Origin of the sequence: Coprococcus sp. OM04-5BH, from assembly GCF_003482105.1 — a bacterium.
Taxonomy (GTDB): Bacteria; Bacillota; Clostridia; order Lachnospirales; family Lachnospiraceae; genus Coprococcus.
This window is the reverse complement of sequence record NZ_QULM01000002.1, coordinates 272967-298315: the sequence shown is the minus strand read 5'-3', so window position 1 is coordinate 298315 and position 25349 is coordinate 272967. Positions and strand designations below refer to the sequence as shown.

Annotated in this window: 22 protein-coding genes and 1 pseudogene; 21 read left to right on the top strand and 2 right to left on the bottom strand. The window is 41.2% G+C overall.

Going from position 1 to position 25349, the window contains the following annotated elements:
• Nucleotides 1-1352, top strand: a 1352-nt coding sequence (locus DXB54_RS06860) for a hypothetical protein (RefSeq protein ID WP_199708739.1), incomplete at its 5' end; no start/stop codon positions are given.
• An 84-nt stretch (nucleotides 1353-1436) separates the two neighbouring features.
• Here the strand turns inward: DXB54_RS06860 and DXB54_RS06855 are convergent.
• Nucleotides 1437-1898 (bottom strand): Lrp/AsnC family transcriptional regulator, encoded by a 462-nt coding sequence (locus DXB54_RS06855; RefSeq protein WP_021938985.1) that lies wholly within the window; start codon nucleotides 1896-1898, stop codon nucleotides 1437-1439.
• 222 nt (nucleotides 1899-2120) lie between these two features.
• On the opposite strand from DXB54_RS06855, the gene DXB54_RS06850 reads away from it, so the two are divergent.
• The 14 genes and pseudogenes from DXB54_RS06850 (at nucleotide 2121) to yihA (ending at nucleotide 17852) form a co-directional block, all read left to right on the top strand.
• Nucleotides 2121-2834: a pseudouridine synthase gene (locus DXB54_RS06850; RefSeq protein ID WP_021938986.1), complete on the top strand. Its 714-nt coding sequence runs from the start codon at nucleotides 2121-2123 to the stop codon at nucleotides 2832-2834.
• An 11-nt stretch (nucleotides 2835-2845) separates the two neighbouring features.
• On the top strand, nucleotides 2846-4795 hold the full coding sequence (gene ligA / locus DXB54_RS06845; protein ID WP_118694664.1) for an NAD-dependent DNA ligase LigA: 1950 nt from the start codon (nucleotides 2846-2848) through the stop codon (nucleotides 4793-4795).
• A 72-nt stretch (nucleotides 4796-4867) separates the two neighbouring features.
• Nucleotides 4868-5779 (top strand): homoserine O-acetyltransferase MetA, encoded by a 912-nt coding sequence (gene metA, locus DXB54_RS06840; protein ID WP_118694663.1) that lies wholly within the window; start codon nucleotides 4868-4870, stop codon nucleotides 5777-5779.
• Nucleotides 5780-5945: 166 nt separating this feature from the next.
• Complete coding sequence (locus tag DXB54_RS06835) at nucleotides 5946-7337, top strand: sodium-dependent transporter (RefSeq protein WP_021938989.1); 1392 nt, start codon at nucleotides 5946-5948, stop codon at nucleotides 7335-7337.
• 139 nt (nucleotides 7338-7476) lie between these two features.
• The gene (locus DXB54_RS06830; RefSeq protein WP_021938990.1) at nucleotides 7477-8175 is read left to right on the top strand and encodes a 5'-methylthioadenosine/adenosylhomocysteine nucleosidase; all 699 of its coding nucleotides are present in this window, start codon (nucleotides 7477-7479) and stop codon (nucleotides 8173-8175) included.
• Between the two features lie 46 nt (nucleotides 8176-8221).
• The gene (locus DXB54_RS06825) at nucleotides 8222-8704 is read left to right on the top strand and encodes an S-ribosylhomocysteine lyase (RefSeq protein WP_021938991.1); all 483 of its coding nucleotides are present in this window, start codon (nucleotides 8222-8224) and stop codon (nucleotides 8702-8704) included.
• A 107-nt stretch (nucleotides 8705-8811) separates the two neighbouring features.
• Nucleotides 8812-9738 (top strand): annotated as a pseudogene (ptb, locus tag DXB54_RS06820) (phosphate butyryltransferase); the annotation flags it as partial.
• 77 nt (nucleotides 9739-9815) lie between these two features.
• Complete coding sequence (gene buk / locus DXB54_RS06815; RefSeq protein ID WP_118694661.1) at nucleotides 9816-10883, top strand: butyrate kinase; 1068 nt, start codon at nucleotides 9816-9818, stop codon at nucleotides 10881-10883.
• Nucleotides 10884-11012: 129 nt separating this feature from the next.
• Nucleotides 11013-11216: an alpha/beta-type small acid-soluble spore protein gene (locus DXB54_RS06810; RefSeq protein ID WP_021938994.1), complete on the top strand. Its 204-nt coding sequence runs from the start codon at nucleotides 11013-11015 to the stop codon at nucleotides 11214-11216.
• Between the two features lie 299 nt (nucleotides 11217-11515).
• Nucleotides 11516-12802 carry a trigger factor gene (gene tig, locus DXB54_RS06805; protein WP_118694660.1) on the top strand — a complete coding sequence of 429 codons (1287 nt, stop codon included), beginning with the start codon at nucleotides 11516-11518 and terminating at the stop codon, nucleotides 12800-12802.
• 41 nt (nucleotides 12803-12843) lie between these two features.
• Nucleotides 12844-13425 carry an ATP-dependent Clp endopeptidase proteolytic subunit ClpP gene (gene clpP, locus DXB54_RS06800; protein WP_021938996.1) on the top strand — a complete coding sequence of 194 codons (582 nt, stop codon included), beginning with the start codon at nucleotides 12844-12846 and terminating at the stop codon, nucleotides 13423-13425.
• A gap of 27 nt (nucleotides 13426-13452) precedes the next feature.
• Entirely contained in the window at nucleotides 13453-14748 is a 1296-nt protein-coding gene (gene clpX, locus DXB54_RS06795; RefSeq protein ID WP_118694659.1) for an ATP-dependent Clp protease ATP-binding subunit ClpX, read from the top strand.
• A 95-nt stretch (nucleotides 14749-14843) separates the two neighbouring features.
• Complete coding sequence (gene lon, locus DXB54_RS06790; protein ID WP_118694658.1) at nucleotides 14844-17150, top strand: endopeptidase La; 2307 nt, start codon at nucleotides 14844-14846, stop codon at nucleotides 17148-17150.
• Between the two features lie 111 nt (nucleotides 17151-17261).
• Nucleotides 17262-17852 (top strand): ribosome biogenesis GTP-binding protein YihA/YsxC, encoded by a 591-nt coding sequence (gene yihA, locus DXB54_RS06785; protein ID WP_118694657.1) that lies wholly within the window; start codon nucleotides 17262-17264, stop codon nucleotides 17850-17852.
• 59 nt (nucleotides 17853-17911) lie between these two features.
• On the opposite strand, the gene DXB54_RS06780 is transcribed toward yihA, so the two are convergent.
• A complete protein-coding gene (locus tag DXB54_RS06780) occupies nucleotides 17912-18433 on the bottom strand; it encodes a DUF4364 family protein (RefSeq protein ID WP_021939000.1) in 522 nt (173 codons plus the stop codon).
• A 221-nt stretch (nucleotides 18434-18654) separates the two neighbouring features.
• On the opposite strand from DXB54_RS06780, the gene rho reads away from it, so the two are divergent.
• From rho to hisC, 6 genes are all read left to right on the top strand, one after another.
• Entirely contained in the window at nucleotides 18655-20664 is a 2010-nt protein-coding gene (rho, locus tag DXB54_RS06775) for a transcription termination factor Rho (RefSeq protein ID WP_118694656.1), read from the top strand.
• A 108-nt stretch (nucleotides 20665-20772) separates the two neighbouring features.
• Nucleotides 20773-20982: a 50S ribosomal protein L31 gene (rpmE, locus tag DXB54_RS06770; protein WP_021939002.1), complete on the top strand. Its 210-nt coding sequence runs from the start codon at nucleotides 20773-20775 to the stop codon at nucleotides 20980-20982.
• Between the two features lie 93 nt (nucleotides 20983-21075).
• On the top strand, nucleotides 21076-22086 hold the full coding sequence (locus DXB54_RS06765) for a DUF1385 domain-containing protein (RefSeq protein ID WP_199708738.1): 1011 nt from the start codon (nucleotides 21076-21078) through the stop codon (nucleotides 22084-22086).
• 8 nt (nucleotides 22087-22094) lie between these two features.
• Complete coding sequence (gene prmC, locus DXB54_RS06760) at nucleotides 22095-22928, top strand: peptide chain release factor N(5)-glutamine methyltransferase (protein ID WP_118694655.1); 834 nt, start codon at nucleotides 22095-22097, stop codon at nucleotides 22926-22928.
• A 75-nt stretch (nucleotides 22929-23003) separates the two neighbouring features.
• The gene (prfA, locus tag DXB54_RS06755; protein ID WP_118694654.1) at nucleotides 23004-24080 is read left to right on the top strand and encodes a peptide chain release factor 1; all 1077 of its coding nucleotides are present in this window, start codon (nucleotides 23004-23006) and stop codon (nucleotides 24078-24080) included.
• 115 nt (nucleotides 24081-24195) lie between these two features.
• Nucleotides 24196-25242, top strand: coding sequence for a histidinol-phosphate transaminase (hisC, locus tag DXB54_RS06750; protein WP_118694653.1), 1047 nt, complete (start codon nucleotides 24196-24198; stop codon nucleotides 25240-25242).
• Nucleotides 25243-25349 lie beyond the last annotated feature (107 nt).

The window sequence follows — 25349 nt, the reverse complement described above, 5'->3', positions numbered from 1 at the left end:
ATGACGATGATGTAGAGTACCCGGATGATGGTGAGTATTCTGAGGATGGTGAGTACGAAGATGGCGAGGAGTATTCTGAGGACGGTCAGTACGAAGACGGCGGGGAGTATTCTGAGGATGGTCAGTACGAAGACGGCGAGGAGTATTCTGAGGATGATCAGTACGAAGAAGACGGGGAATATTCTGAGGATGGTGAGTACGAAGATGGCGAGGAGTATTCTGAGGACGGTCAGTACGAAGACGGCGGGGAGTATTCTGAGGATGGTCAGTACGAAGACGGCGAGGAGTATTCTGAGGATGATCGGTACGAAGAAGACGGGGAATATTCTGAGGATGGTGAGTACGAAGATGGCGAGGAGTATTCTGAGGACGGTCAGTACGAAGAAGACGATCAGTATGATTCTGATGAAGCCTACGTTGACGATTATCAGGATAATACAGATTACAAGAATAATAAGCAGTACATAGATGACGCCTTTGGAGATATGTGGGACGAGCGTCCTGAGAAGAAGGAGTATAATGGGCCTAAGAAGCCATCGGTGGCTCCGCTTGTTACCTGCTGGATATTATTTGCAGTGTTATGCGTTGCCTATGTGTATTTCTTCTTTATAAAGGATACCTCCAAGGATAAGGGCAATACAGGAAATACCGCAGTTGTCCAGGATACAGAACAGACCGGCTCTGAAGCAGCTTCAACAGAAGAGGTTTCTGCTGATGATGTGGGCAAGGATAATTCGGTTGAGCTTGATATTCCTGAGAACGCTTCTTATAAGAAGTGCGATGATACAGCAATTACAGATGTGATAAATGCCTTCCTTACAGCTAAGGTAAACTGTGATCAGGATGGTCTTAAGTCCTGTGTTCTTGAGACAGAGAACTATGATGATATGTCAAAGGTGAATTCTGCTGCAGAATTTATCAAGGAATATAAGAATGTAACCTGCTATGTAGCAGATGGATATGATGATAACGGTAAGGTGGTATTTGTACTTTCCAATCTTGTTATTGCCGATGTTGATTCTAATCCGCTTAATATTGAATCCTTCTATGTGGCAAAGCAGAGTGACGGCACATATAAGATAAATGAAAACAGATCAACAGGTATTGAGAGCTATATAAACAATGTAATAGCCAAGTCTGATATACAGAAGATATATGCTCATGTAAGCGACAATGTACAGTATCTCTATAATAACGATCCTGCCTTTAAGGATTTCTACGATAAGATACATCCTACAGATACAGACAATACCGGTGATGGTTCAAGTGAGGAGGCAACCTCTGAGGATGATTCATCCTCAGAAGCAGACACGCAGGAAGGAACAGAAGCTTCTACAGAGTCTGCCCAGTAGGTACGAACTTACAAAGGATAAAAAAAGCTGCTTTTAAGAAAGGCAGCTTTTTATATAATATATATATAATGTGTGGATTACGTATCAGATGGCTTCGGCGTCACTTCCGCTCAGGGCGATATCTATTCCTCTGGTCTGGACAGGTGTCGAGAACACGATCTGTGTCTCGGTATTTCCGAACTTCTGAAGCTGACCGATAAAGGCGTCAAGCTCCATGGTACTTGGAAAGCATACCTTCATAAGCATTGAGTAGGAGCCGGTAACACAGTTGCATTCAAGCACATTAGGGCATGAATCGATAAAAGGATAGAAGGTTGGCTTCTGCTTCGGGTCAAGAGCCATATGAATAAATGCTGTGATGTGATAACCAAGGGCTTCCGGGTTGACAGAAGCGTGATATCCTGTGATTATACCGTTTTTTTCCAGTCTGTCTATTCTTGCTGAGACAGCAGGAGAAGAGAGGAAGACCTTACTGGCAAGATACTTAAGTGGAGTTCTTGCATTTGTCTGGAGTAAATGTAATATTTTTCTGTCGATAGCGTCCATATGTGCCACATCCTTTTCTATATAATCTTTGTTTGGATAATTATGTAAAAAGGCGCATTTCATAATGAAACACGCCCTTGTGATGATTGAATTATATATTATTAAGTTTAAAAAAACAAGTGAAAAATGAGAAAAAGTTTATTTTTTTCTCCAAAACCTCTATTTGTATGGATAAAACCAGAGGAAACACCGAAGAAATGAAAATGAAACGGAGATAAATTGATGGCGGAGAATGAAGGAATAAGATTAAATAAGTATCTCAGCGAAGCCGGTGCATGTTCCAGAAGAGCTGCTGATACATATATATCAGAGGGAAAAGTATGTATTAACGGAAAACCTGCGGAAATGGGACAGAAGGTCATGCCGGGAGACAAGGTTACCTTTAAGGGCTGTGTTGTGAGACCGGCAGATAAGATGGTGGTTCTTGCATATAATAAGCCCATAGGTCTTACCTGCACAGCGGATGAGAGAGATAAGGACAATATATTTGCCCATATAGATTATCCTATAAGACTTCAATATGTGGGAAGACTGGACAAGGATTCCCAGGGACTTCTGCTGCTTACCAATGATGGTGATCTTTCAAACAGCATACAGAAGTCTGTAAATAATCACGAGAAAGAGTACAGGGTAAGAGTAAACAAACCTGTTACGGAGGAATTTTTGAGAGCCATGGGCGAAGGAGTTCCTATATTGGATACGGTCACCAAGAAATGCAGACTTAAGAAGCTGGACAACTATTCGTTTACGATAGTACTGACTCAGGGGTTAAACAGGCAGATCAGAAGAATGTGTGACTATTTTGGATATAAGGTTGTGAATCTTAAGCGGATAAGAGTCATGAATGTAAGGCTTGGAGATATGAGACCGGGAGAACTCAGACCCCTTACATCCAAGGAAGAAAGTGAGCTGAGGCGATTGGTCGGAAAGAATTAAAGGGGGATTTTATGAAGGATATAGACAGAATAAAAGAGCTGGTGAAGACACTTAATTATGCCGCCATGAAGTATTATCAGGAAGATACTGAGATCATGAGCAACTTCGAGTATGATAAACTTTATGACGAGTTATGTAAACTTGAAAAGGATACAGGTATAGTTTTGTCAAACAGCCCGACTATTAAGGTTGGTTATGAGATATTAAGTGAGCTTCCAAGGGAGAGGCATGAGAGTCCTATGCTTTCCCTTGATAAGACAAAGGATGTGGACGCTCTTGTTTCCTGGCTTGGAAGTAATAAGGGGGTCATATCCTGGAAGATGGATGGACTTACGGTTGTTCTGACCTATGAGAATGGTGAGCTGGTTAAGGCAGTAACCAGAGGAAACGGAGAGATCGGAGAGGTAATTACAGGAAATGCAAAGATGTTTGTGAACATACCTCACAGGATCGGCTACAAGGGAAAGCTTATAATCCGTGGAGAGGCGGTTATAAGGTACTCAGACTTTAACAGGATAAATGATGCCATTACAGATGTATCGGCAAAATATAAGAATCCGAGAAATCTCTGCAGTGGATCCGTGAGGCAGTTGAACAATAAGATAACTAAGGAGAGAAATGTTAATTTCTTCGCCTTTAACCTGGTGACAGGGGATGATGTTGATCTGGGTAATTCCTTTAACGGACAGCTTGACTGGCTTGAGTCTCAGGGGTTTGAGGTGGTTGAGCACTATCTTACCGATGGGGCAGATCTTAAGGATAAGGTAAAGATGTTCTCTGAGAAGATATCAGGAAATGATTTTCCTTCCGATGGACTTGTACTGGTACTTGATGATATAGCCTACGGAAGAAGTCTTGGAAGAACTGCCAAGTTCCCAAGGGATTCCATGGCATTCAAATGGGCTGATGAGGAGGCGGTAACTCATCTTACGGACATATGCTGGAGTGCTTCAAGAACCGGACTTATAAATCCTGTGGCTGTATTTGAACCAGTGGAGCTTGAGGGCACTACCGTAAGCAGAGCAAGTATCCATAATGTGAGTATAGTGAGATCGCTTGAGCTTGGTATAGGAGATGAGATTGCTGTATATAAGGCGAACATGATAATACCTCAGATTTCAAAAAATCTCACAAGAAGCGGCAGCGCAGAGATACCAAAGTCCTGTCCTGTGTGCGGCGGTGAGACAGAGATAAGGAATGAGGAGGGAGTAGAGACCCTTTATTGTACAAATGAGTACTGCCCTGCCAAGAAGCTTAAGTCATTTGGACATTTTGTATCGAGAAATGCAATGAATATCGACGGACTGTCTGAGTCTACCCTGGAGAAATTTATAGATTCCGGCTATCTGGATAACTTTGATGATCTTTACCATCTGGACAGGTACAAGGAGGAGATAACAGGCATGGAGGGCTTTGGAGATAAGTCCTACGCGAAGCTTATTGAGGCGGTGGATACATCCAGAAAGACTACTGTGGCAAGACTTTTAAACGGTCTTGGGATACAGGGAGTAGGCGAGGCGAATGCCAAGGTGATCGCAAGATATTTTAAGAATGATCTGGATAAGATCATTAATGCCAGATACGACGAGCTGGTAGAAATTGACGGTATCGGAAAAATTATGGCAGGAGATATTGTAAGATACTTTGAAAATAAAGAAAATTGTGATACTATAGAAAAGTTGAGACAGGAGCTGGAGTTTCAAATTGAGAAAAATACGGCGGAACAGATATTTGAAGGGATGACCTTCGTGGTGACAGGATCACTTAACCACTATGATAACAGAGACAACTTAAAGGCAGAGATCGAGAGCCTTGGAGGAAAGGTTGCGGGATCTGTGTCGTCAAAGACATCATATCTTATAAATAATGATGTAAACTCCCAGTCCTCAAAGAATAAAAAGGCAAGAAGTCTTAATGTGCCTGTTATATCCGAAGAAGATTATATTAAGCTTTTGTCTTGAAATGGCATTTTTGCAGATATTCCGATAAAGAATTACGGATTATTGAACAAGCAATGAAAGGAAATGATAAATATGCCAATAAGAATAGATGATGATTTACCTGTAAAGAAAATACTGGAAGATGAGAATATATTCGTAATGGGAACCAGAAGAGCTGTAGGTCAGGAGATAAGACCGCTTAATATCCTTATCTTAAACCTTATGCCTTTGAAGGAGGAAACAGAGCTGCAGCTTATGCGAAGTCTTTCAAATACACCTCTTCAGGTTAATATAACATTACTAAGGACTATGACATATCAGTCAAAGAATGTTACTAAGGGACATCTGGACAGATTTTATGAGGACTTCTCAAGTGTAAGGAATAAGAAGTGGGACGGTTTCATAATAACAGGTGCACCGGTTGAAAAATACGAGTTTGAGGATGTGGATTACTGGGATGAGCTTAGGGAGATAATGGACTGGTCAGAGGACAACGTAACCTCAACCATGCATATATGCTGGGGAGCCCAGGCAGGGCTATACTACAGATACGGAGTTCGGAAGTACGATCTTCCGAAGAAGCTTTCAGGTATTTATGAGCACCATACATTCCACAGGAAGACCCCTTTGGTCAGAGGCTTTGACGACTCCTTCTTTGTTCCTCATTCAAGATATACGGGGGTATCCAAGGAAGATATTGTGAACAATCCTCATCTTGATATAGTTGCAGAGTCTGAGGAGGCAGGCCCTTATCTTATCATAGGTGATGGAGGAAAGAATATATTTGTCACAGGACATCCTGAGTATGATGTGCTTACTCTGGATAAGGAATATAAAAGAGATAAGAAGAAGGGACTTAACCCGGATATACCGGTGAATTATTATCCTGACGATGACCCTACGAGGAAGCCTGTCAAGTCATGGAGGTGCCATGCCAATACACTGTATGCTAACTGGCTTAATTATTACGTATACCAGATAACACCATACGACTGGACGATTTAAAAGAATAAATATATAAAGAACTGACATGAGAAAATAAAAATAGAAAAGTCGGTGTACTGACTTTTACAAAAAAATAATTAATTCACGGTATAAAGACCGGTGGATATAAAAATTTTCAGAAAGGAAAAATCTTCTGCATATGAAACAGAGGGTTAAAAGGTGACACATGGGGGAAAATAGAGGAAACTTTTCAGGTAAGGTAGGATTTGTCCTTGCTGCGGCGGGAAGTGCAGTAGGACTTGGTAATATATGGAGGTTCCCATATCTTGCAGCAAAGGATCATGGCGGAGTGTTTATACTTGTATATATCATACTTGCACTCAGCTTCGGATTTACACTTCTTACAACAGAGATAGCCATAGGAAGAAAGACCGGCCAGGGACCGCTTACAGCATATGGAATATTGCATAAGGGCTGGAACGGAATAGGAATACTGGCGTGGCTGGTTCCGGTTATCATCCTTCCGTATTACTGTACCATCGGTGGCTGGGTATTCAAATATTTTACAGTTTACCTTACAGGAGCAGGGAAGTCTGCGGTTGCAGATACATTCTTCACAGGATTCATAACCTCTGATTATGCCCCAATGGTATTCGGCATAATTTATCTGTTTGTTACAGCTATAGTTGTATTTCTTGGTGTGGACAACGGAATTGAGCGTATAAGCAAGATACTTATGCCTGTATTGCTTATACTTATAATAGGAATATCAATTTACTCAGTAACCTTAAGCCATACAGCAGATGACGGAACTGTGAGAACTGGTTTAGAGGGTCTTAGGATGTATGTAATACCTGATTTTTCGGGGATATCATTTAAACAATTTTGTATGATAGTTATTGATGCCATGGGACAGTTATTCTTCTCAATAAGTGTAGCTATGGGTATTATGGTTACCTATGGTTCGTATGTTAAGAAAGATGTAAACCTTATGGCTTCCATAAACCAGATCGAGATATTCGATACAGTTGTTGCCATGCTTGCCGGTATGATGATCGTTCCTGCTGTGTATGTATTCATGGGTCAGGAAGGAATGTCTGGAGGACCGGGACTTATGTTTGTTTCCCTGCCTAAGGTATTTAATGCCATGGGTTCGGTTGGTTATGTTATAGGGCTGTTGTTCTTCCTTATGACATTATTTGCGGCGGTTACATCTTCTGTATCGGTCATGGAGGCAATAGTGTCCGGTATCATGGACAAGTTCAGGTTCTCAAGAAAGAAGAGTACTGTTATATGTCTTGCCTATGCTATCATCACACTGATAGTGGTATGTCTTGGATACAATAAGTTGTACTTCGAGATTAAGCTTCCTACAGGTTCTACAGGACAGATACTTGATGTTATGGACTTCTTAAGTAACAACATATTCATGCCGTTAGTGGCATTGTTTACATGTATCTTTATCGGATGGGTAGTTAAGCCTAAGACTATAATCGATGAGGTTACAAACGGAGGACAGATTAAGTTCAGAAGAAAGGGACTCTATATAGCAATGGTCAAGGTTATAGCGCCTATACTTCTGTTCCTGCTGCTGCTACAATCCTTTGGAGTATTTTAAGTTCCGGATTTTATATCTGCTTTCGGAGTGCTTAGGTTACAGAGCTTATATCAGTCCGGGAGTTTTGAGTTGATGATTTTTGATCGACCTGTTGACGGATTTTATGATTTATAGAATGAAAAATGAAATGGAGATACGTATGAGTTTATTAGGCATAATCGGGGCCATGGAAGAGGAGGTCATCAAGCTTAAAGAGATGATGACTGAGCCGGAGCTTATAAAGAAATCCGGCATGGACTTCTATAAGGGCACAATAGAAGGTAAGAATGTTGTGGTTGTTAAATGTGGTGTGGGAAAGGTAAATGCTGCCATGTGTACACAGACCATGATAGATGTATTTAACGTTGACAGCATAATCAATACAGGAATAGCAGGATCCCTTAATGCGGATATTAACATAGGAGATATAGTATTCGCTTGCGATGCGGTGGAGCATGATATGGATGTGGCTGCCCTTGGATATGAGCCTGGAATAATCCCTGACACAGAGATGAGTGTCTTCAAGTCTGATGAACATCTTCTTGATATAGCAAAGAATGCTGTGAAGAACTGTGGACTTACAGTGGGTGTGTTCACAGGAAGAGTAGTAAGCGGAGATCAGTTCATATCAAGTAAGGAGAAGAAGGAATGGTTGGTGAATCAATTCGGTGGTTTGTGTGCTGAGATGGAAGGGGCTTCCATAGGGCATGTTGCCTGTCTTAACAGAGTTCCGTTTTTAGTTTGCCGGGCCATATCAGATAAGGCTGATGATACTGCGGATATGGACTATCCTACATTTGCAGCTATGGCAATAGACAACAGTATAAAGATGATGACAGAGATAATAAAAAGCTTTTAACACTGGAAGTAAAAATAATGAATGAAAATATAAGGAGTGGGAGACAATGGAGAAAATTGCAAGCTTTAAGATAAACCATCTTATACTTAATCCGGGAATATATGTATCCAGGAAAGATAAGGTGGGAGATCAGGTTGTTACGACATTTGACATAAGGATCACTAAACCTAATTTTGAACCGGTGATGAATACTGCCGAGGTGCATACCATTGAGCATCTTGGGGCAACCTTCTTAAGAAATGATGAGAAGTTTAGGGACAAGGTTGTATACTTCGGACCTATGGGATGCCGTACAGGTTTTTATCTGATACTTGCAGGTGATTATGAATCGAAAGATATTGTTGAACTTATGATATCAATGTTTGAGTTTGTAAGACACTACCAGGATCCTGTTCCGGGTGCAAACCCAAGAGAATGTGGAAACTATCAGGATATGAATCTGGCGATGGCAAACTATTATGCAGAGAAATTCCTTACAGAGGTTTTATACAACATAACAGAAGACAGACTTGTGTATCCGGAGGGATGATCAGATACAGTTGACCTTTTGTTTTTTTAGTGATACGATAAGTTTGGCTTTGAAGCGAAGAGTGCGTAGTACTCGGCTTACGATATAGAAAAGAAAAATTAAGAGAGGTAAGAAAGATGAGTAAAAGTTTTGGAGATTTAGTTGAGCAGGTAACTAAGTGCGAGAAGAAGACAGTTTCAGTCTGCTGTGCACAGGATGACGCAGTTCTTGAGGCTGTAAGAGCAGCTAAGGAAAAGGGTATTGTAGACGCTATTCTTGTTGGAGATGAGGCAAAGATCAGAGAAATCGCCGCTTCTATTAATATGGATCTTTCGGACTATAAAATCATAAATGAGCCTGATGATATACAGGCCGCACTTAAGGCTGTTGAGCTTGTACATAACAATAAGGCTGATATGTACATGAAGGGACTTATAGATACAAAACACTTCCTTAAGAGCGTTCTTGATAAGGAAGTTGGTTTAAGAACAGGAAAGCCACTTTCACATGTATGTGTATTTGATCTCCCTGAGGTTGATCATCTTTTATTCCTTACAGATGTTGCATTTATTCCATATCCAACACTTGATGACAAGGTAAATATTATTAATAACACAGTAGAAATATGTGAGGCATGTGGTGTTAAGAATCCTAAGGTTGCTCCACTGGCAGCAGTTGAGGTAGTAAATCCTAAGATGCCTGTAACAGTTGAGGCTGATGAGCTTACAAAGATGAATGAGGCAGGGGAGATAAAGAACTGTATAGTTGACGGACCACTTTCATTTGATCTTGCTACATGCCCTGAGGCAGCTAAGCATAAGGGAGCAGAAGGAAGAAAGATCGTAGGTGACGCAGATATACTTCTTTTCCCTGATATACATGCAGGAAATATTACATATAAGGCACTTGTCCACAATACAAAGGTTGTAAACGGAAACCTTATAACAGGTACAGCAGCTCCTGTAATCCTTACATCACGTTCAGATACGTTTGAAGTTAAGATGAATTCACTTGTTCTTGGTGCTGTTGTTGCAGAGCATATGAAGAATAAGTAATGCCCGGATGACTGTTAAGATGGAGCGTATAAATTAAGAAACAAATAACAAATATGAATAAATGGAGGATTACTGAAATGTCATACAAGATTCTTATTATCAATCCTGGTTCGACATCAACAAAGATCGGTGTGTTCGAGGATGAGACACTATTATTTGAAGAGACACTCAGACATACAACAGAGGAGCTTGCAGGCTTCAATCTTATTATTGAGCAGAAGGATTTCAGAAAGAAGGTTATTCTTGACATTCTTGCCGAGAAGAACTTTGACATACATACACTTGACGTATGCGTAGGTCGTGGCGGTATGCTTAAGCCTATCCCTGGCGGAACATATCCTGTAAGCGACGAGCTTTTAGAGGATTTAAAGATCGGTAAGCAGGGACAGCATGCTTCAAATTTAGGTGGTGTGCTTGCCCGTGAGATAGGTGATGAGATAGGTGTTCCATCATATATAGTAGATCCTGTTGTTGTTGATGAGTTAATGCCGTCATCAAGACTCTCCGGTGTTCCTGAGCTTCCGAGAAGAAGTGTATTCCATGCACTTAATCAGAAGGCTGTAGCTAAGAGATACGCTAGGGAGACAGGCAAGAAGTATGAGGATCTCAATCTTATTGTATGTCATATGGGTGGCGGTGTATCGGTCGGTGCCCATGATCATGGACGTATTGTAGATGTAAATAATGCCCTTGATGGTGAGGGCGCATTCTCACCTGAGAGAGCCGGTGGTGTTCCATCAGGCGATCTTGTTAAACTTTGTTTCTCAGGAGAGTACACACAGCAGGAAGTTATGAAGAAGCTTGTTGGTAAGGGCGGATTTAACGCATATATCGGAAGCAATGATGCAAGAGATCTTGAGAAGATGGTAAATGAAGGTGATGAGCATGCAAAGCTTGTTCAGGATGCGTTCTACCAGCAGGTTGCCAAGGATATAGGAGCAATGTCAACTGTATTAAGAGGTAAGGTAGACCAGATCATCCTTACAGGTGGTATTGCATATTCTGAACATACATGTAACGAGCTTAAGAAGAGGGCAGGCTTCATTGCAGACTTCACGGTATATCCTGGTGAGGATGAACTTCTTGCCCTTGCACAGGGTGCACTCAGAGTCATGAATGGTGAAGAGAAGCCGATGAAGTATTAATCCTTTGATTTTTAACTGGGTGATATCTGCGGTTGTGATTGTAAAAATTTGGCATCATAGTATTTGTGCATCTGCCAATAATATTATCAAGACATAAGTCTTAATAATATTTTTATGGAGGTCATTACAATGGCAAACACAAAGAATTCTGGTTCAGTACCAGAGGCAAAGAACGCTATGAACAAGTTTAAGATGGAGGTTGCCAAGGAGATTGGTGTAAACCTTAAGGAAGGTTATAACGGTGACTTAACATCGGCTGAGAGCGGATCAATCGGTGGCGAGATGGTTCGTCAGATGATTAAGAAGCAGGAGCAGCAGATGTCAGGCAGATAGTTATAAAATACTATTAGCTTTTGTCAATATGACAGGATCGGATGACAGTTTATGTATCTGTCATCCGATTTTTGCGTTGGTTAATCTGAATACCGGATAAAGTTTATACATATTTTATATGGAGTGGGGACATAAAACACAAAAGTTGAGGCGTTTAGGCTAGACATAATTGTTGGAGATATGGTATAATCGAGTGATTGATGCGGTTATATAGCCGTATATAAATACAAGAATATAAAAAATGAAGGCATAAAATATATAGAGAGCTTCATTTGTGATTTTAAGGAGGAAATAATAAGATGAGTTTATCAGTAGAAAAGCTTGAGCATAGTATGGCTAAACTTACTATTGAAGTACCAGCAGAAGAGTTTGAGAAGGCGTTGACAGAGGCTTACAAGAAGCAGAAGGGTAAGTTTAATGTGCCTGGTTTCCGTAAGGGAAAGGTTCCACAGTCATTTATCGAGAAGATGTACGGTCCTGAAGTATTTTACGAAGAGGCTGCAAATCATGTAATCAATGAGTTCTATCCAAAGGAAACAGCCGATATTGATATAGAGATCGCATCAAGACCTACTATTGATGTAACACAGATTGAAAAGGGAAAGAATTTTATATTTACAGCAGAGGTTGCAGTTAAGCCTGAGGTTACTCTTGGCGAGTACAAGGGTGTAGAGGTTCCTGCAGTAGCTGTTGAAGTAACAGACGATGATGTTATGGCTGAGATATTAAATGAGCAGAAGAAGAATGCCAGCAAGAAGAGCGTAACAGACAGAGCAGCACAGATGGATGATGAGATTACACTTGATTTCGAAGGATTTGTAGACGGCGAAGCTTTCGAGGGTGGTAAGGCTGAGAACTATAAGCTTGTACTTGGCTCACATTCATTTATCGACACATTTGAGGATCAGTTAGTAGGTAAGAATATCGGTGAGGAGTGCGAAGTAAACGTAACATTCCCTGAGGATTACCAGGCTAAGGATCTTGCAGGAAAGCCTGCAGTATTCAAGTGCAAGATCAACGATATATTCGAGAACGAGCTCCCTGCACTTGATGATGAGTTCGCTTCAGAGGTTTCAGGCTGTGATACACTTGATGCATACAAGGAAGAGGTAAAGCAGTCACTTCTTTCAAGAAAGCAGAAGGATGCAAGAAACCAGAAGGAAGAAGCAGTTATAACAAAGATTATCGAGAATGCAACAATGGATGTTGCTGATGCAATGATCTATGATATGCAGGAGAGAATGAAGGACGAGTTCGCACAGAGCCTTAAGTATCAGGGAATCGAGCTTTCACAGTACCTTCAGATCTGCAACGTAACTGAGGATGCTCTTATGGAGAGGATTAAGCCGGACGCTGAGAGAAGAATTAAGTCACGTCTTGTTCTTGAGGCTGTTGCAGCAGCAGAGGATATTCAGGTATCAGAGGAAGAGACAGATGAGGAGCTTACAAAGATGGCAGCACAGTATCAGATGAAGCTTGAGGATATCAAGGGATTCATGGGTGATGCAGAGCGCGCAAGCATTAACAAGGATATAGCAGTTAAGAAGGCTATCGACCTCGTTGTTGACGCTGCAAAGGAAGTCTAATAAAGCAGACGTGCTTTGTATAGTTGAAAGGAAGATGTTAAATGAGTTTAGTTCCATATGTCATTGAACAGACCAGCAGAGGTGAGCGTTCATATGATATTTATTCAAGATTACTTAAAGACAGAATTATATTCCTGGGCGAAGAAGTAAATGATGTGACAGCAAGTTTGATTATTGCACAGCTTTTGTTTTTGGAGTCAGAGGATCCTGGAAAGGATATTTCACTGTATATTAACAGTCCGGGAGGATCTGTTACAGCAGGTCTTGGAATATACGACACAATGCAGTATATAAAGTGTGATGTGTCAACAATCTGCTGCGGTATGGCGGCAAGCATGGGCGCGTTCCTTCTTGCGGGTGGTGCAAAGGGAAAGAGATATGCCCTTCCTAATTCCGAGATCATGATCCACCAGCCGCTTGGCGGTGCGCAGGGACAGGCAACAGAGATTGAGATTGCCGCAAAGCACATTCTGCGCACTAAGGAAAAGTTAAATAAGATGTTAAGCGAGAACACAGGAAAGCCATATGATGTTATTGCTGCTGATACAGAGAGAGACAACTGGATGTCTGCTGCTGAGGCATGTGAGTATGGCCTTATAGATAGTGTTATAGCTAATAGGTAATATTTAATAATCTAAAGGGGTATGGTAATGGCAGGTCGTAGTGACGAAAAGAAGCCTTTGAGATGTTCGTTTTGTAACAGACCACAGGAGCAGGTCCATAAGCTTATTGCAGGACCTAATGCATATATTTGCGATGAGTGTATCCGTATATGTAACGAGATAGTTGAAGAGGAGATGGAGGACACACATCTTTCGGATGATGTAAATCTCCTTAAACCAAAAGAGATAAAGAACTTCCTGGATCAGTACGTTATTGGACAGGAGGAGGCCAAGAAGGTCTTGGCTGTAGCAGTATATAACCATTATAAGAGAGTGTTTGGCGAGAAGGATTTTGATGTTGAGCTTCAAAAGAGCAACATCCTTATGGTAGGACCTACAGGTTCAGGTAAGACATATCTTGCCCAGACACTTGCGAAACTGCTTAATGTACCATTTGCAATAGCAGACGCAACAGCACTTACCGAAGCCGGTTATGTAGGCGAGGACGTTGAGAACATCCTTCTTAAGCTTATCCAGGCGGCGGATTATGACGTTGAGCGTGCAGAGCATGGTATCATCTATATTGATGAGATAGACAAGATCACTAAGAAGAGTGAGAACGTATCCATAACCAGGGATGTATCCGGTGAAGGAGTGCAGCAGGCGTTACTCAAGATTATTGAGGGTACAGTTGCGTCAGTTCCGCCTCAAGGGGGAAGAAAACATCCACATCAGGAGTTTATACAGATTGATACTTCTAACATTTTGTTTATATGTGGCGGAGCGTTTGATGGACTTGATAAGATCATCGAGAATCGTGTAGGCAAGAAATCCATGGGATTTAATGCCGATGTCATATCTCAGACAGAACAGGATATAGATACGCTGCTTAAGCAGGTTACACCACAGGATTTCGTTAAGTTTGGTCTTATTCCGGAGTTTGTGGGAAGAGTGCCTGTAGCGGTAACACTTGATCTGCTTGATGAGGAGGCACTTATAAGGATTCTTAAGGAGCCTAAGAGTGCTATCTGCAAGCAGTATAAGAAGTTGTTCAAGATGGATAATGTAGATCTGACCTTTGAGGATGATGCGTTGCGGGCTATTGCCAGAGAGGCAATGGAGAGAAAAACCGGTGCCCGTGGTTTAAGATCAATCATAGAGAAAGCAACTCTTGATCTTATGTATGAGATTCCATCAGAGGAGAATATAGTATCATGTGTCATAACCAAGGATGTTATTGAGAATGGAGCGGCACCTATAGTGACTTACTCAGACGATGCCTTAGATCAGCCGGTGCCTCTCAAGAAAAAGCATACCGAGAAGAAGTCTGACGAGACAGCATGATAGACAGATAGTTAAAAGCAAGGGCTGGGGTATTTTATATTCCCAGCCTTTAGTATAATATTATAATATTTTTGATTACTAAGGAGATAGGAAATTTGGATAAAGTAGTATGGAATATGCCGGTGATAATTCTTCACAATATTGTCATTATGCCTGATTCAAATTCTAATATAGATGTGGTAACTCCGGAATCCTGCAAAGCTGTGGAAAAAGCCATGGCTATGGACAACATAGTATTTCTTCTGAGTGTTGATTCCATGGATGAGCTGGATAAGGGAGACATAAAGAGGATCGGAGTGGTTGCCAAGATCAAGCAGATGCTCAAAATGCCGGATAAGACAATGCGCATCCTTCTTGAGACAACCTCAAGGGGTAATGTTGAACTGCTGAATAAGGATGATGATGCATATAACGGAGACGTGGAGCTGCTTGCGGATGAAGAGCCTGGCAGGGACGACAAGGAAGCAGAGGCTCTTAAGAGAATGCTTGAGAATAAAGTTAAGCAGGCCTATTCAAATGGTCTTGGGACAAATAAGATCATGTATGCACAGATTGTTAAGACAGTGGTATTATCTAAGATGTGCAACCGTGTGGCTGAGTTTGTACCCCTTCCGGTTGATAAGAAGAGAATTCTCATAGCCATGGATGATGTTAAGGAGAGAGCTGAGATTCTCATAGGCTATATTGATGATGAGCTGGAGATCCTTACCATTAGAAATGAGATACAGGAAAAGCTCAAGGAATGTGTAAATAAACATCAAAGAGAGTATGTTCTTAGGGAACAGCTTAAAGTCATCAAGAAGGAGCTGGGAGAGGATGACACGGACGAGATAGCGGACGAATATGATAAAGAGCTATCTGGGCTTGGAGCTCCGGAGGAAGTGACTGACAAGATTAAGAAGGAGATAGGACGTTTTAAGTCACTGCCATCCATGGCACCTGAGAGTGGTGTCCTGTCCAATTATATAGAGACACTTCTTGATTATCCGTGGAATAAAAGTTCACAGGAGAACGGAGATCTGAATAAAGCCATAAAGATACTTGAACGTGATCATTATGGTCTTGATGACGTCAAAGAGAGGATAATAGATTATCTTGCAGTCCGTATCCTTAACAAAAAGGGAAATATGCCGATCATCTGTCTGGTGGGTCCTCCGGGAACCGGTAAGACTTCCATAGCAAGATCCATTGCGGAAGCTACAGGCAAGGAATATATAAGATTGTCACTGGGCGGAGTAAGAGATGAGGCAGAGATCAGAGGCCACAGAAAGACCTATGTGGGAGCTATGCCGGGCAGGATAGTCCAATCCATAGCCAGAACGAAAACCAATAACCCGCTGGTATTACTGGATGAGATAGACAAGGTAAGCAGCGACTACAAGGGTGATGTGTCATCAGCGCTTCTTGAGGTCCTTGACAGTGAACAGAACAATAAGTTCATGGATCATTATTTCGAGGTGCCTGTGGACCTGAGTCAGGTGTTATTTATAGCCACAGCAAATGATGCTTCAACAATACCGGGCCCACTCCTTGACAGAATGGAGATTATAGAAATCTCGGGGTATACTGAAAATGAGAAGTACAATATTGCGAAGTTGTATCTTGTAAAGAAATGCATAGAGAGAAACGGACTTACCAAAAATCAGTTAAAAATCAATTCTGATGCCATAAGATATATTATCAGAAATTATACAAGAGAGGCCGGAGTGAGAAGCCTTGAGCGTAATATAGACAGGATATGCAGAAAGGCATGCCGTGAGATATTGTGCGATGAAGAAGGTTGTGTAAAGATAACTAAGAAGAATGTAAGTGCATATCTGGGAACAGAGAAATACGCGGAAGAAAAACAGCGTCTTAACAATAAGATAGGGGCTGTCAGAGGTCTGGCGTGGACGTCCGTGGGAGGCGTTACCCTTGATATAGAGGTAAATGTATTCCCGGGAAACGGACAACTTGAGCTTACAGGAAAGATGGGGGACGTTATGAAAGAGTCTGCTGTGGCGGGCTTAAGTTATGTGCGTTCTCTTAAGGAGTGTGAAAAGCTTGGAAATGATTTCTTTGAAACCCATGATATACATATCCATATTCCTGAGGGGGCTGTACCTAAGGATGGACCTTCAGCAGGTATAACCATGGCAACAGCACTGTATTCAGCTATATTTAAGAAGACTGTAAAGGGTAATCTTGCCATGACCGGAGAGATAACCATAAGAGGTGATGTGCTTCCTATCGGCGGCTTAAAGGAGAAAATGCTTGCTGCCAAGCTTATAGGGATAACAAATCTTATCATACCTGCAGGAAATAAGAGAGATCTTAACGATATAGCTTCAGATATAAAGGATGGATTAAATATAGTATTTGCGTCAGATATGTCGCAGGTGCTCGATAATGCGATAGTGTAGTATGAATAAGAGTGAAGCGAAGCAATAATTCAAAAGGTTATGAGTATATAATGATACAATAGTGTAGGAATTATATAATTGTACAGATGATTAAGAATTGAGAGGAAAACTATGGTTATAAAAAATGTGGAACTGGAAACAGTATGTGGTATTACCAGTAAGCTTCCGGATAATATTCTGCCGGAGATTGCATTTGCAGGAAAATCCAATGTGGGAAAGTCTTCCCTTATAAATGGATTGTTAAACCGAAAGTCTCTGGCAAGGACATCCTCACAGCCTGGCAAGACACAGACAATTAATTTCTATAATGTAAATAAACAGTTATATTTTGTTGATCTTCCGGGGTATGGTTATGCTGCTGTATCTCAGGAAATAAGAGCAAAATGGGGTAAGATGATAGAGAGATATCTCAACACCTCAAAGGTCATAAAGAAGGTGTTTCTTCTGATAGACATAAGACATGAGCCTTCGGAAAATGACTGTATCATGTATAACTGGATTGTGGAAAACGGATATGAGCCGGTGATAATTGCCACCAAGCTTGACAAGATAAAGAGAAGCCAGGTGCAGAAGCACATAAAGATGATAAAGCAGAAGATACGCCCTGTAGAGGGTACGACCATTATACCATTTTCTTCTCAAAGCAAGCAGGGAAGAGAAGAAATATGGCAGTTGATCGAAGATACGATCGCTACATCATAGGAGCTGACAGGGAAAACCATGACTATATTGCAATGATAGATCGGAAATATGGATGCTTTTTATAAGATGAGCAATTCGTTGACTATGTAATCATATACATCAGTACTTTTGCCACGCCAGTTATCGCAGATGGCAACAGCCTGGGATTTAAGGGGAACACACAGTTTAAGGTCTAACAGGGTCTCGTTTCGATCCTTAATGATACATGAAACTGTGTATTCCTTATTTTCATTTAAGGAATAATCTGAATAAATCTCTGCTTCGTTCTTAAGATTGATCTTCTGGTTTTCAAAGTATTCGAGGATATCCTCTTTTATATCGTGAGGAATCCTGTTCTCAAATAAACTGAGAGCTTCCTCTCCCTTGTCAGTTATTTTGTAATGAGATGAACTTCTTATTGTGGATACACTTACATAGCTACTGTCAATAAGGTCGTTTATGGACTCCTGAAGAGTGAAATAGTTGGTATATTTCTTGGTCAGGACAAATTCAGAAATCTGGGAATTTGTAAGGGGAAAGTCCACTCTGTCAAGCATATACAGTATTATTAATTTATATAAGACCATTGAATCGACGCTCATGTTATCCCTCCAGTAAAACATATATTTCGACAGGCGATACAATGACCATAATAACACTTGGAGTATGTAAAATCAATTATTAATATGCCTTTACAAATTAAATGTTTGTGGTATACTGGGTCTATCTTAGTTTCTAAATTTCAAATGTTACCCATGAAAAACTGTAATAGAGTATGAGAAATGTATATAAGATATAATGATATTTAAGAAAGAGGAAGCTTATGGATTTTAACAATGCATCCCTTGCTGAGTTGCGTCAGTATGTTAAGGCAAACGGCATAAAGGGCACTTCTGCAATGAAAAAGAAGGAGCTGGCAGAGTATCTCATTGAGAGAGAACAAAACAATGGGGATATCAAGTCCGCAACATCAGAGAAAACCAATAATAATCAAAAGAAAAAAGTTGGAAAAATAAGAAAAGAAAAAAATACGATTGAGAAAAATATGGAAATATCAGAAGCGTCAGAAGAGAAAAATATTGCTGGCGGCTATGTTGACGAGAGCTTCCGGACCGGAAGTGAACAGAATGTGACTTACAATGATATGACTTCCGTTACAGACAAGGGCGAGGCTTCCGATGGAACATTACATATAGATGTAGAGTCAGGAGATGGAAGATACAGACAGGATAACGGACGAAGACTTAGAAACACTGTGAGAAATTATCGTGGAAGGGTCGATAACCGTGGCGATAACCGATACGATAATCATGTGGAAGCAAGACGAGACGTATATAGAGCGGATCATAAGAATGATCCAAGAACCGATTACAGACAGGACAGGCGTACTGATTCAAGGAATGATAACCGGTACGATAACCGGAATGACAACCGGTACGATAACCGGAATGATAACCGGTACGATAACCGGAATGACAACCGGTACGATAACCGGAATGACAACCGGTACGATAACCGCTATGACAACAGGGCAGAGAGCCGTGTTGAGATAAAGTATGACAACCGCACGGATAGCCGTTGTGAGAACAGACAGGACAACCGTTATGATGGCAGAGCTGATAATCGTACAGACAGCCGGTATGACAATTCCGATATACAGCCACCTACTCCTGAGAATAATGAGGCACTGTACAACGAACTTGACAGTGGTAAGACGGCAAACGGTATACTCGAGGTTATGCCTGAGGGCTTTGGCTTTATAAGAAGTGCGAATTATATGCCGGGGGATCAGGACATATATGTATCTCCTGCCCAGATCAGGAGGCTTGGACTTAAGACAGGAGATATTATATCTGGAAGTATCAGAGTTAAGACCCAGGGAGAGAAATTCTCAGCCCTTTTATATGTTAATTCTGTAAATGATCTGTCGCCTGAGACTATAGCGGGAAGAAAAAGCTTTGAAGATCTTACACCTATATTCCCTAATGAACGTATTGTATTAGATGGAAATAATTCGCCGGTACCGATAAGGATGATTGATCTTCTTGCACCTATAGGTAAGGGACAGAGAGGAATGATCGTTTCTCCGCCTAAGACAGGTAAGACAACCCTTATTAAACAGATTGCAAAATGTATAAGCACAAAATATACAGATATGCATCTTCTCGTGCTTCTCATAGATGAGAGACCGGAAGAGGTTACGGATATCAGGGAATCCATAGAGGGACCTAATGTTGAAGTTATATACTCTACATTCGATGAACTGCCTGAACATCATAAGAGAGTGTCAGAAATGGTTATAGAGAGAGCGAAGCGACTGGTGGAACAGAAGAAGGATGTAGTCATACTCCTTGACAGCATCACAAGACTTGCCAGAGCCTACAATCTGACGGTACAGCCTAGTGGACGTACTCTTTCAGGCGGACTTGATCCGGCAGCTCTTCATATGCCTAAGAAGTTCTTCGGCGCAGCAAGGAATATGAGAGAGGGCGGAAGCCTTACAATACTCGCCACAGCCTTGGTTGAGACAGGAAGTAAGATGGATGACGTTGTATTCGAGGAGTTTAAGGGTACAGGTAATATGGAGCTTGTCCTTGATAGGAAACTGTCGGAAAAGAGGATATTCCCTGCCATTGATATAGCCAGATCGGGTACCAGAAGAGATGACCTTCTTCTTTCGAAAAAAGAGCAGGAGATCGTTACTGCCATACATAAGGCTTTACTTGGAAATAAATCCGAGGATGTGCTTGAGGACGTGCTTAAGCTTTTTGTCCGTACAAAGAATAACGAAGAATTTATGTACTATGTTGAGAAGAGTCTTTTGAGACATTAATATTGTACAATAAATTATGCGTAATAATAAAAAAAACGCTTGCTTTAATATTTTAGCTATGCTATACTGTGAAAGCTGTGTTTAATGGAGAAATGTGAGGTGAAAGAAATGAAAGAAGGAATACATCCAGATTATTATCAGGCAAAGGTTATTTGCAACTGTGGAAATGAGTTTGTTACAGGTTCAACAAAGCAGGAAATTCATGTTGAAATATGCTCAAAGTGTCATTCATTCTACACAGGTCAGCAGAAGGCTGCAAAAGCTCGTGGAAGAATTGATATGTTTAACCGTAAGTACGGCGTTACACAGGCTAACTAATAAAAAGTATGACAGGTTGAGTTTTACAAAAACTCAACCTGTTTTTTTACTTTAAAGGGAAGTCATTGACAGCTTTAAAGGAGAAACGGATCATTGAAGAGAGTAAGGATTGGCGGTCAGGCGGTAATTGAAGGTGTCATGATGAAAAATCGTGACAAATATGCGGTTGCGGTCAGAAAGCCGGATAATGATATAGAGATAAAGGTCAGCGAATACAGAGCATTTGGAGACAGATATCCGTTATTTAAGCTTCCTATAATAAGAGGCGTTGTTAATTTCATAGAATCCCTTGTGATAGGTGTTTCGACCCTTACATATTCTGCGTCATTTTTTGACGACGAGGAGCCGGAGAAAAAGACAGATACGGGTAAAAAGAACAAGGACGCTAAGAAGTTGGATGTTGATGATAAGGCTTCGTCAGGAAAGACGGAGAACATTGCTGATAAAGATAAAAAAGAAAAGAAGGATTCCGACAATTTGTGGGTATTTCTTTCTGTGGCAGTGTCAGTGGTATTTGCAGTGGCATTATTTATGATGCTGCCGGCATTTATTGTGGAGCTTATATCCAAGGTTGTCTCCAACCATGTGGCACTTTCATTGATAGAAGGGGTGATACGGCTTGCGATATTCCTGGGATATGTGGCAATCATTTCACTGATGAAGGATATCCAGAGGGTATTCATGTACCATGGAGCGGAGCATAAGAGTATCAACTGCCTTGAGGCAGGAGATCCCCTTACCCCGGAGAATGTGAAGAAGCATTCAAGATATCACAAGAGATGTGGAACCAGCTTCCTTTTTATGGTGATGATAATAAGTATTATTGTGTTTATGTTTATAAAGGCAAAGACCATGTGGTTCCGTATGCTGCTCAGACTGCTGCTGGTGCCTGTGGTTGCGGGAGTTTCCTACGAGTTTATAATGCTTACGGGCAAGAGTGACTCTAAGCTTGCATATTATCTGAGCGTTCCGGGTATGTGGGTACAGAGACTTACCACCAGGGAGCCGGATCTTGAGATGTGCGAGGTCGCCATTAAATCGGTGGAAGCAGTGCTTGACTGGAGAGCCTATGAGGAAGCAATGCATAAGGGAGAGCTTGAATAGGTGGAAGTATGACGGTCAGAGAGATAATTGAAAATGCCGAACATAAGATGGCAGAGGCGGGCATAGAGGAATCGTATTATGATTCCAGGGCTTTGTGGGAATATGCTACAGGGCAGGACAGGATTGCCATGCTTCTTAATATGAACGAACAGGTGGATGACGGTATATACAGCAGATATATGAACTTCGTGCATAGACGGTGTGACAGGACTCCTTTGCAGTATATTACAGGTATACAGAATTTTATGGGGCTTGATTTTTTGACTGCACCGGGGGTTCTTATACCAAGGTATGATACGGAAACTGTTGTAAGCTCCGCTATAGATATAATAAAGAAGAAGAAATATACATCGGTGCTTGATATGTGCTGTGGCTCCGGCTGCATAGGACTGACCATAGGACATGAATGTAATATTAACAGGCTGGTGCTTGGGGATATATCAGGGCAGGCAGTTTCCCTGACAGAGAAGAATGCTGACAGGCTTGATATAGTCTGTAATATTGTTGAGACGGATATGTTTTCTGGGATAGATGGCAGATTTGACCTGATCATTTCCAACCCTCCGTACATTAGAAGTGATGTTATACCTACACTTATGCCAGAGGTTAAGGATCATGAGCCGAAGCTTGCTCTTGACGGAAGTGCTGATGGACTGGTATTCTACAGGAGGATTTCTGCTGATGCGGCAGATTATCTTAATGCCGGCGGTTATCTTGTGTACGAGATTGGAAATGACCAGGGAGATGAAGTTTCTGCTATAATGAGGAAAAATGGTTTCAGTGATGTAACAGTTTTAAAGGATCTCAATAACAACGACAGGGCTGTTACGGGACACCTGTAGCTGTGGTGCAAAAGCATCGGTAATACAGTAATATTGATATTAAATAAATTTTGTGTTCGATAGATGGAGGACAATATGTTTGAGAAATTAGAGGACCTGGTAGACAGGATAGACACCATAAATAACATGCTTACAGACCCGGATGTTGTGTCTGACCAGAACAAGTTCAGAAAGCTTATGAAGGAGCAGAGCGACCTTACTCCTATAGTTGAGAAGTATAAGGAGTACAAGGACACAAAGCAGACTATAGACGACAGTCTCCAGATGCTTGAGGAGGAAAGTGACGAAGAACTCAGAGAGATGGCGAAAGAAGAGCTTAATGATGCCAAGAGCCGTCTTGAGATTATTGAGGGAGAGCTTAAGATACTTCTTCTTCCAAAGGATCCTAACGATTCCAAGAATGTAGTAGTGGAGATCCGTGCCGGTGCCGGTGGTGATGAGGCTGCTTTATTTGCATATGAAGTATTTCGTATGTATCAGAAGTACGTTGAGAAGTTCAGATGGAAGGTTGAACTGGTATCTGTGAATGAAAATGGTATCGGAGGCTTCAAGGAAGCGGTATTTATGATAAATGGTGAGGGTGCGTACTCAAAGATGAAGTACGAAAGCGGTGTTCATCGTGTTCAGCGTATTCCAAAGACCGAGTCGGGCGGAAGGATACATACATCTACCATCACTGTTGCGGTTATGCCTGAGGCAGAAGATGTGGATGTTGAGATAAATGAGAATGATATCAGAATAGATGTAATGAGAGCTTCGGGAAATGGTGGACAGTGTGTCAATACCACAGACTCAGCAGTACGTCTTACACATATTCCGACAGGAATAGTTATATATAGCCAGACAGAGAAGTCACAGCTTCAGAATAAGGCAAAGGCATTTGCACTTCTTCGTTCAAAGCTCTATGACCTGGAGCTTCAGAAGCAGCACGACGCTGAGGCTGCAGAGAGAAAGAGCCAGGTAGGTACAGGTGACAGATCTGAGAAGATCAGAACCTATAACTTCCCTGAGGGAAGAGTTACAGACCACAGAATCAAGCTTACACTGTATAAGCTTGACCAGATAATGAACGGTGATCTTGATGAGATCATTGACAGTCTTATTGCAGCAGACCAGGCTGCAAAGCTTTCTAACATGCAGGATGAAGAATAAATATAAAAACATGTATGTATATTATGCCGTAAAATACTGAAATTTTCGTATTTTTAACAAAAATAGTACATTGTGTATAAAATTATACAATTATACGCAGGGAGGATGAATAAACATGGAAGCATGGAGAGACAATATCCGCAAGGTTGTACCATATACACCGGGGGAACAGCCTAAGGATTTAGACGTAATAAAGCTAAATACAAATGAAAATCCTTACGGACCATCAAAGAAGGTGGAGAGCGTGGTCTCAGACCCGGACAGCCTCAGGCTTTATCCGGATCCTGCTGCCAGTGATCTAGTTACTGCCATTGCAGAGTACCACGGAGTAGACCCTGCCCAGGTATTTGTAGGAGTAGGCTCAGATGATGTGCTTGCCATGTCCTTCATGACATTTTTCAATTCAAATAAGCCGATACTTTTCCCGGATATAACATATTCATTTTATGATGTGTGGGCAGATCTGTTCAGAATACCTTATGAGACACCTGCTCTTACAAAGGACTTCAGGATAGATCCGGCTGATTATAGGAGACCAAACGGTGGAATAGTGTTCCCTAATCCTAATGCCCCTACCGGAATATGCGAAAGCGTTGAATTTGTTGAGGATATAGTAAAGGACAATCCGGACTCCATCGTAATAATTGATGAGGCATATATTGATTTTGGCGGGGAGACTGTACTTCCTCTTATTGATAAGTATGATAATCTTGTGGTCACAAGGACATTTTCAAAGTCCAGAGCAATGGCTGGTCTCAGAATAGGCTATGCCATAAGCAACAAGACACTTATCAAGGCACTTAATGATGTGAAGTATTCATTTAATTCGTATACAATGAACCGTCCATCCATAATGCTTGGAATTGAGTCCATAAAGGATGATGAATATTTCAAAGAGACTATCGGCAAGATTATTAACACAAGAGAAAGATTTGTTAATGAGATAGAGAAGCTTGGCTTCACATGCCCGAAGTCTTCAGCCAATTTTGTATTCGCAACCCACAAGTCAATTCCTGCAAAGGAGATATTCGACGAGGCGAGAAAAAATAATATCTATTTCAGATATTTTAACAAGCCAAGAATAGACAATTACTTAAGGATCAGCATTGGAACTGATGATGAAATGGATAAGTGCATTGAGTTTTTAAAGAGCCTTGTATAGCGTTGCCGGAAATCTTGTATGATCCTATGAAGATTATGATGTGACTTTCTGTATGAGTATTACAAATTGTATATATAAAGAGTAAAAAACCTGGAAACAACCTGAAT

Coding starts and splice junctions, on each gene's coding strand:
- DXB54_RS06835 (WP_021938989.1), top strand. CDS start 5,946: ATGGGGGAAAATAGAGGAAACTTTTCAGGTAAGGTAGGATTTGTCCTT.
- rho (WP_118694656.1), top strand. CDS start 18,655: ATGGATTTTAACAATGCATCCCTTGCTGAGTTGCGTCAGTATGTTAAG.
- prmC (WP_118694655.1), top strand. CDS start 22,095: ATGACGGTCAGAGAGATAATTGAAAATGCCGAACATAAGATGGCAGAG.
- DXB54_RS06855 (WP_021938985.1), bottom strand. CDS start 1,898: ATGGACGCTATCGACAGAAAAATATTACATTTACTCCAGACAAATGCA.
- buk (WP_118694661.1), top strand. CDS start 9,816: ATGTCATACAAGATTCTTATTATCAATCCTGGTTCGACATCAACAAAG.
- DXB54_RS06830 (WP_021938990.1), top strand. CDS start 7,477: ATGAGTTTATTAGGCATAATCGGGGCCATGGAAGAGGAGGTCATCAAG.
- DXB54_RS06850 (WP_021938986.1), top strand. CDS start 2,121: ATGGCGGAGAATGAAGGAATAAGATTAAATAAGTATCTCAGCGAAGCC.
- DXB54_RS06780 (WP_021939000.1), bottom strand. CDS start 18,433: ATGAGCGTCGATTCAATGGTCTTATATAAATTAATAATACTGTATATG.
- DXB54_RS06825 (WP_021938991.1), top strand. CDS start 8,222: ATGGAGAAAATTGCAAGCTTTAAGATAAACCATCTTATACTTAATCCG.
- yihA (WP_118694657.1), top strand. CDS start 17,262: ATGGTTATAAAAAATGTGGAACTGGAAACAGTATGTGGTATTACCAGT.
- DXB54_RS06810 (WP_021938994.1), top strand. CDS start 11,013: ATGGCAAACACAAAGAATTCTGGTTCAGTACCAGAGGCAAAGAACGCT.
- metA (WP_118694663.1), top strand. CDS start 4,868: ATGCCAATAAGAATAGATGATGATTTACCTGTAAAGAAAATACTGGAA.
- hisC (WP_118694653.1), top strand. CDS start 24,196: ATGGAAGCATGGAGAGACAATATCCGCAAGGTTGTACCATATACACCG.
- ligA (WP_118694664.1), top strand. CDS start 2,846: ATGAAGGATATAGACAGAATAAAAGAGCTGGTGAAGACACTTAATTAT.
- tig (WP_118694660.1), top strand. CDS start 11,516: ATGAGTTTATCAGTAGAAAAGCTTGAGCATAGTATGGCTAAACTTACT.
- rpmE (WP_021939002.1), top strand. CDS start 20,773: ATGAAAGAAGGAATACATCCAGATTATTATCAGGCAAAGGTTATTTGC.
- prfA (WP_118694654.1), top strand. CDS start 23,004: ATGTTTGAGAAATTAGAGGACCTGGTAGACAGGATAGACACCATAAAT.
- clpX (WP_118694659.1), top strand. CDS start 13,453: ATGGCAGGTCGTAGTGACGAAAAGAAGCCTTTGAGATGTTCGTTTTGT.
- clpP (WP_021938996.1), top strand. CDS start 12,844: ATGAGTTTAGTTCCATATGTCATTGAACAGACCAGCAGAGGTGAGCGT.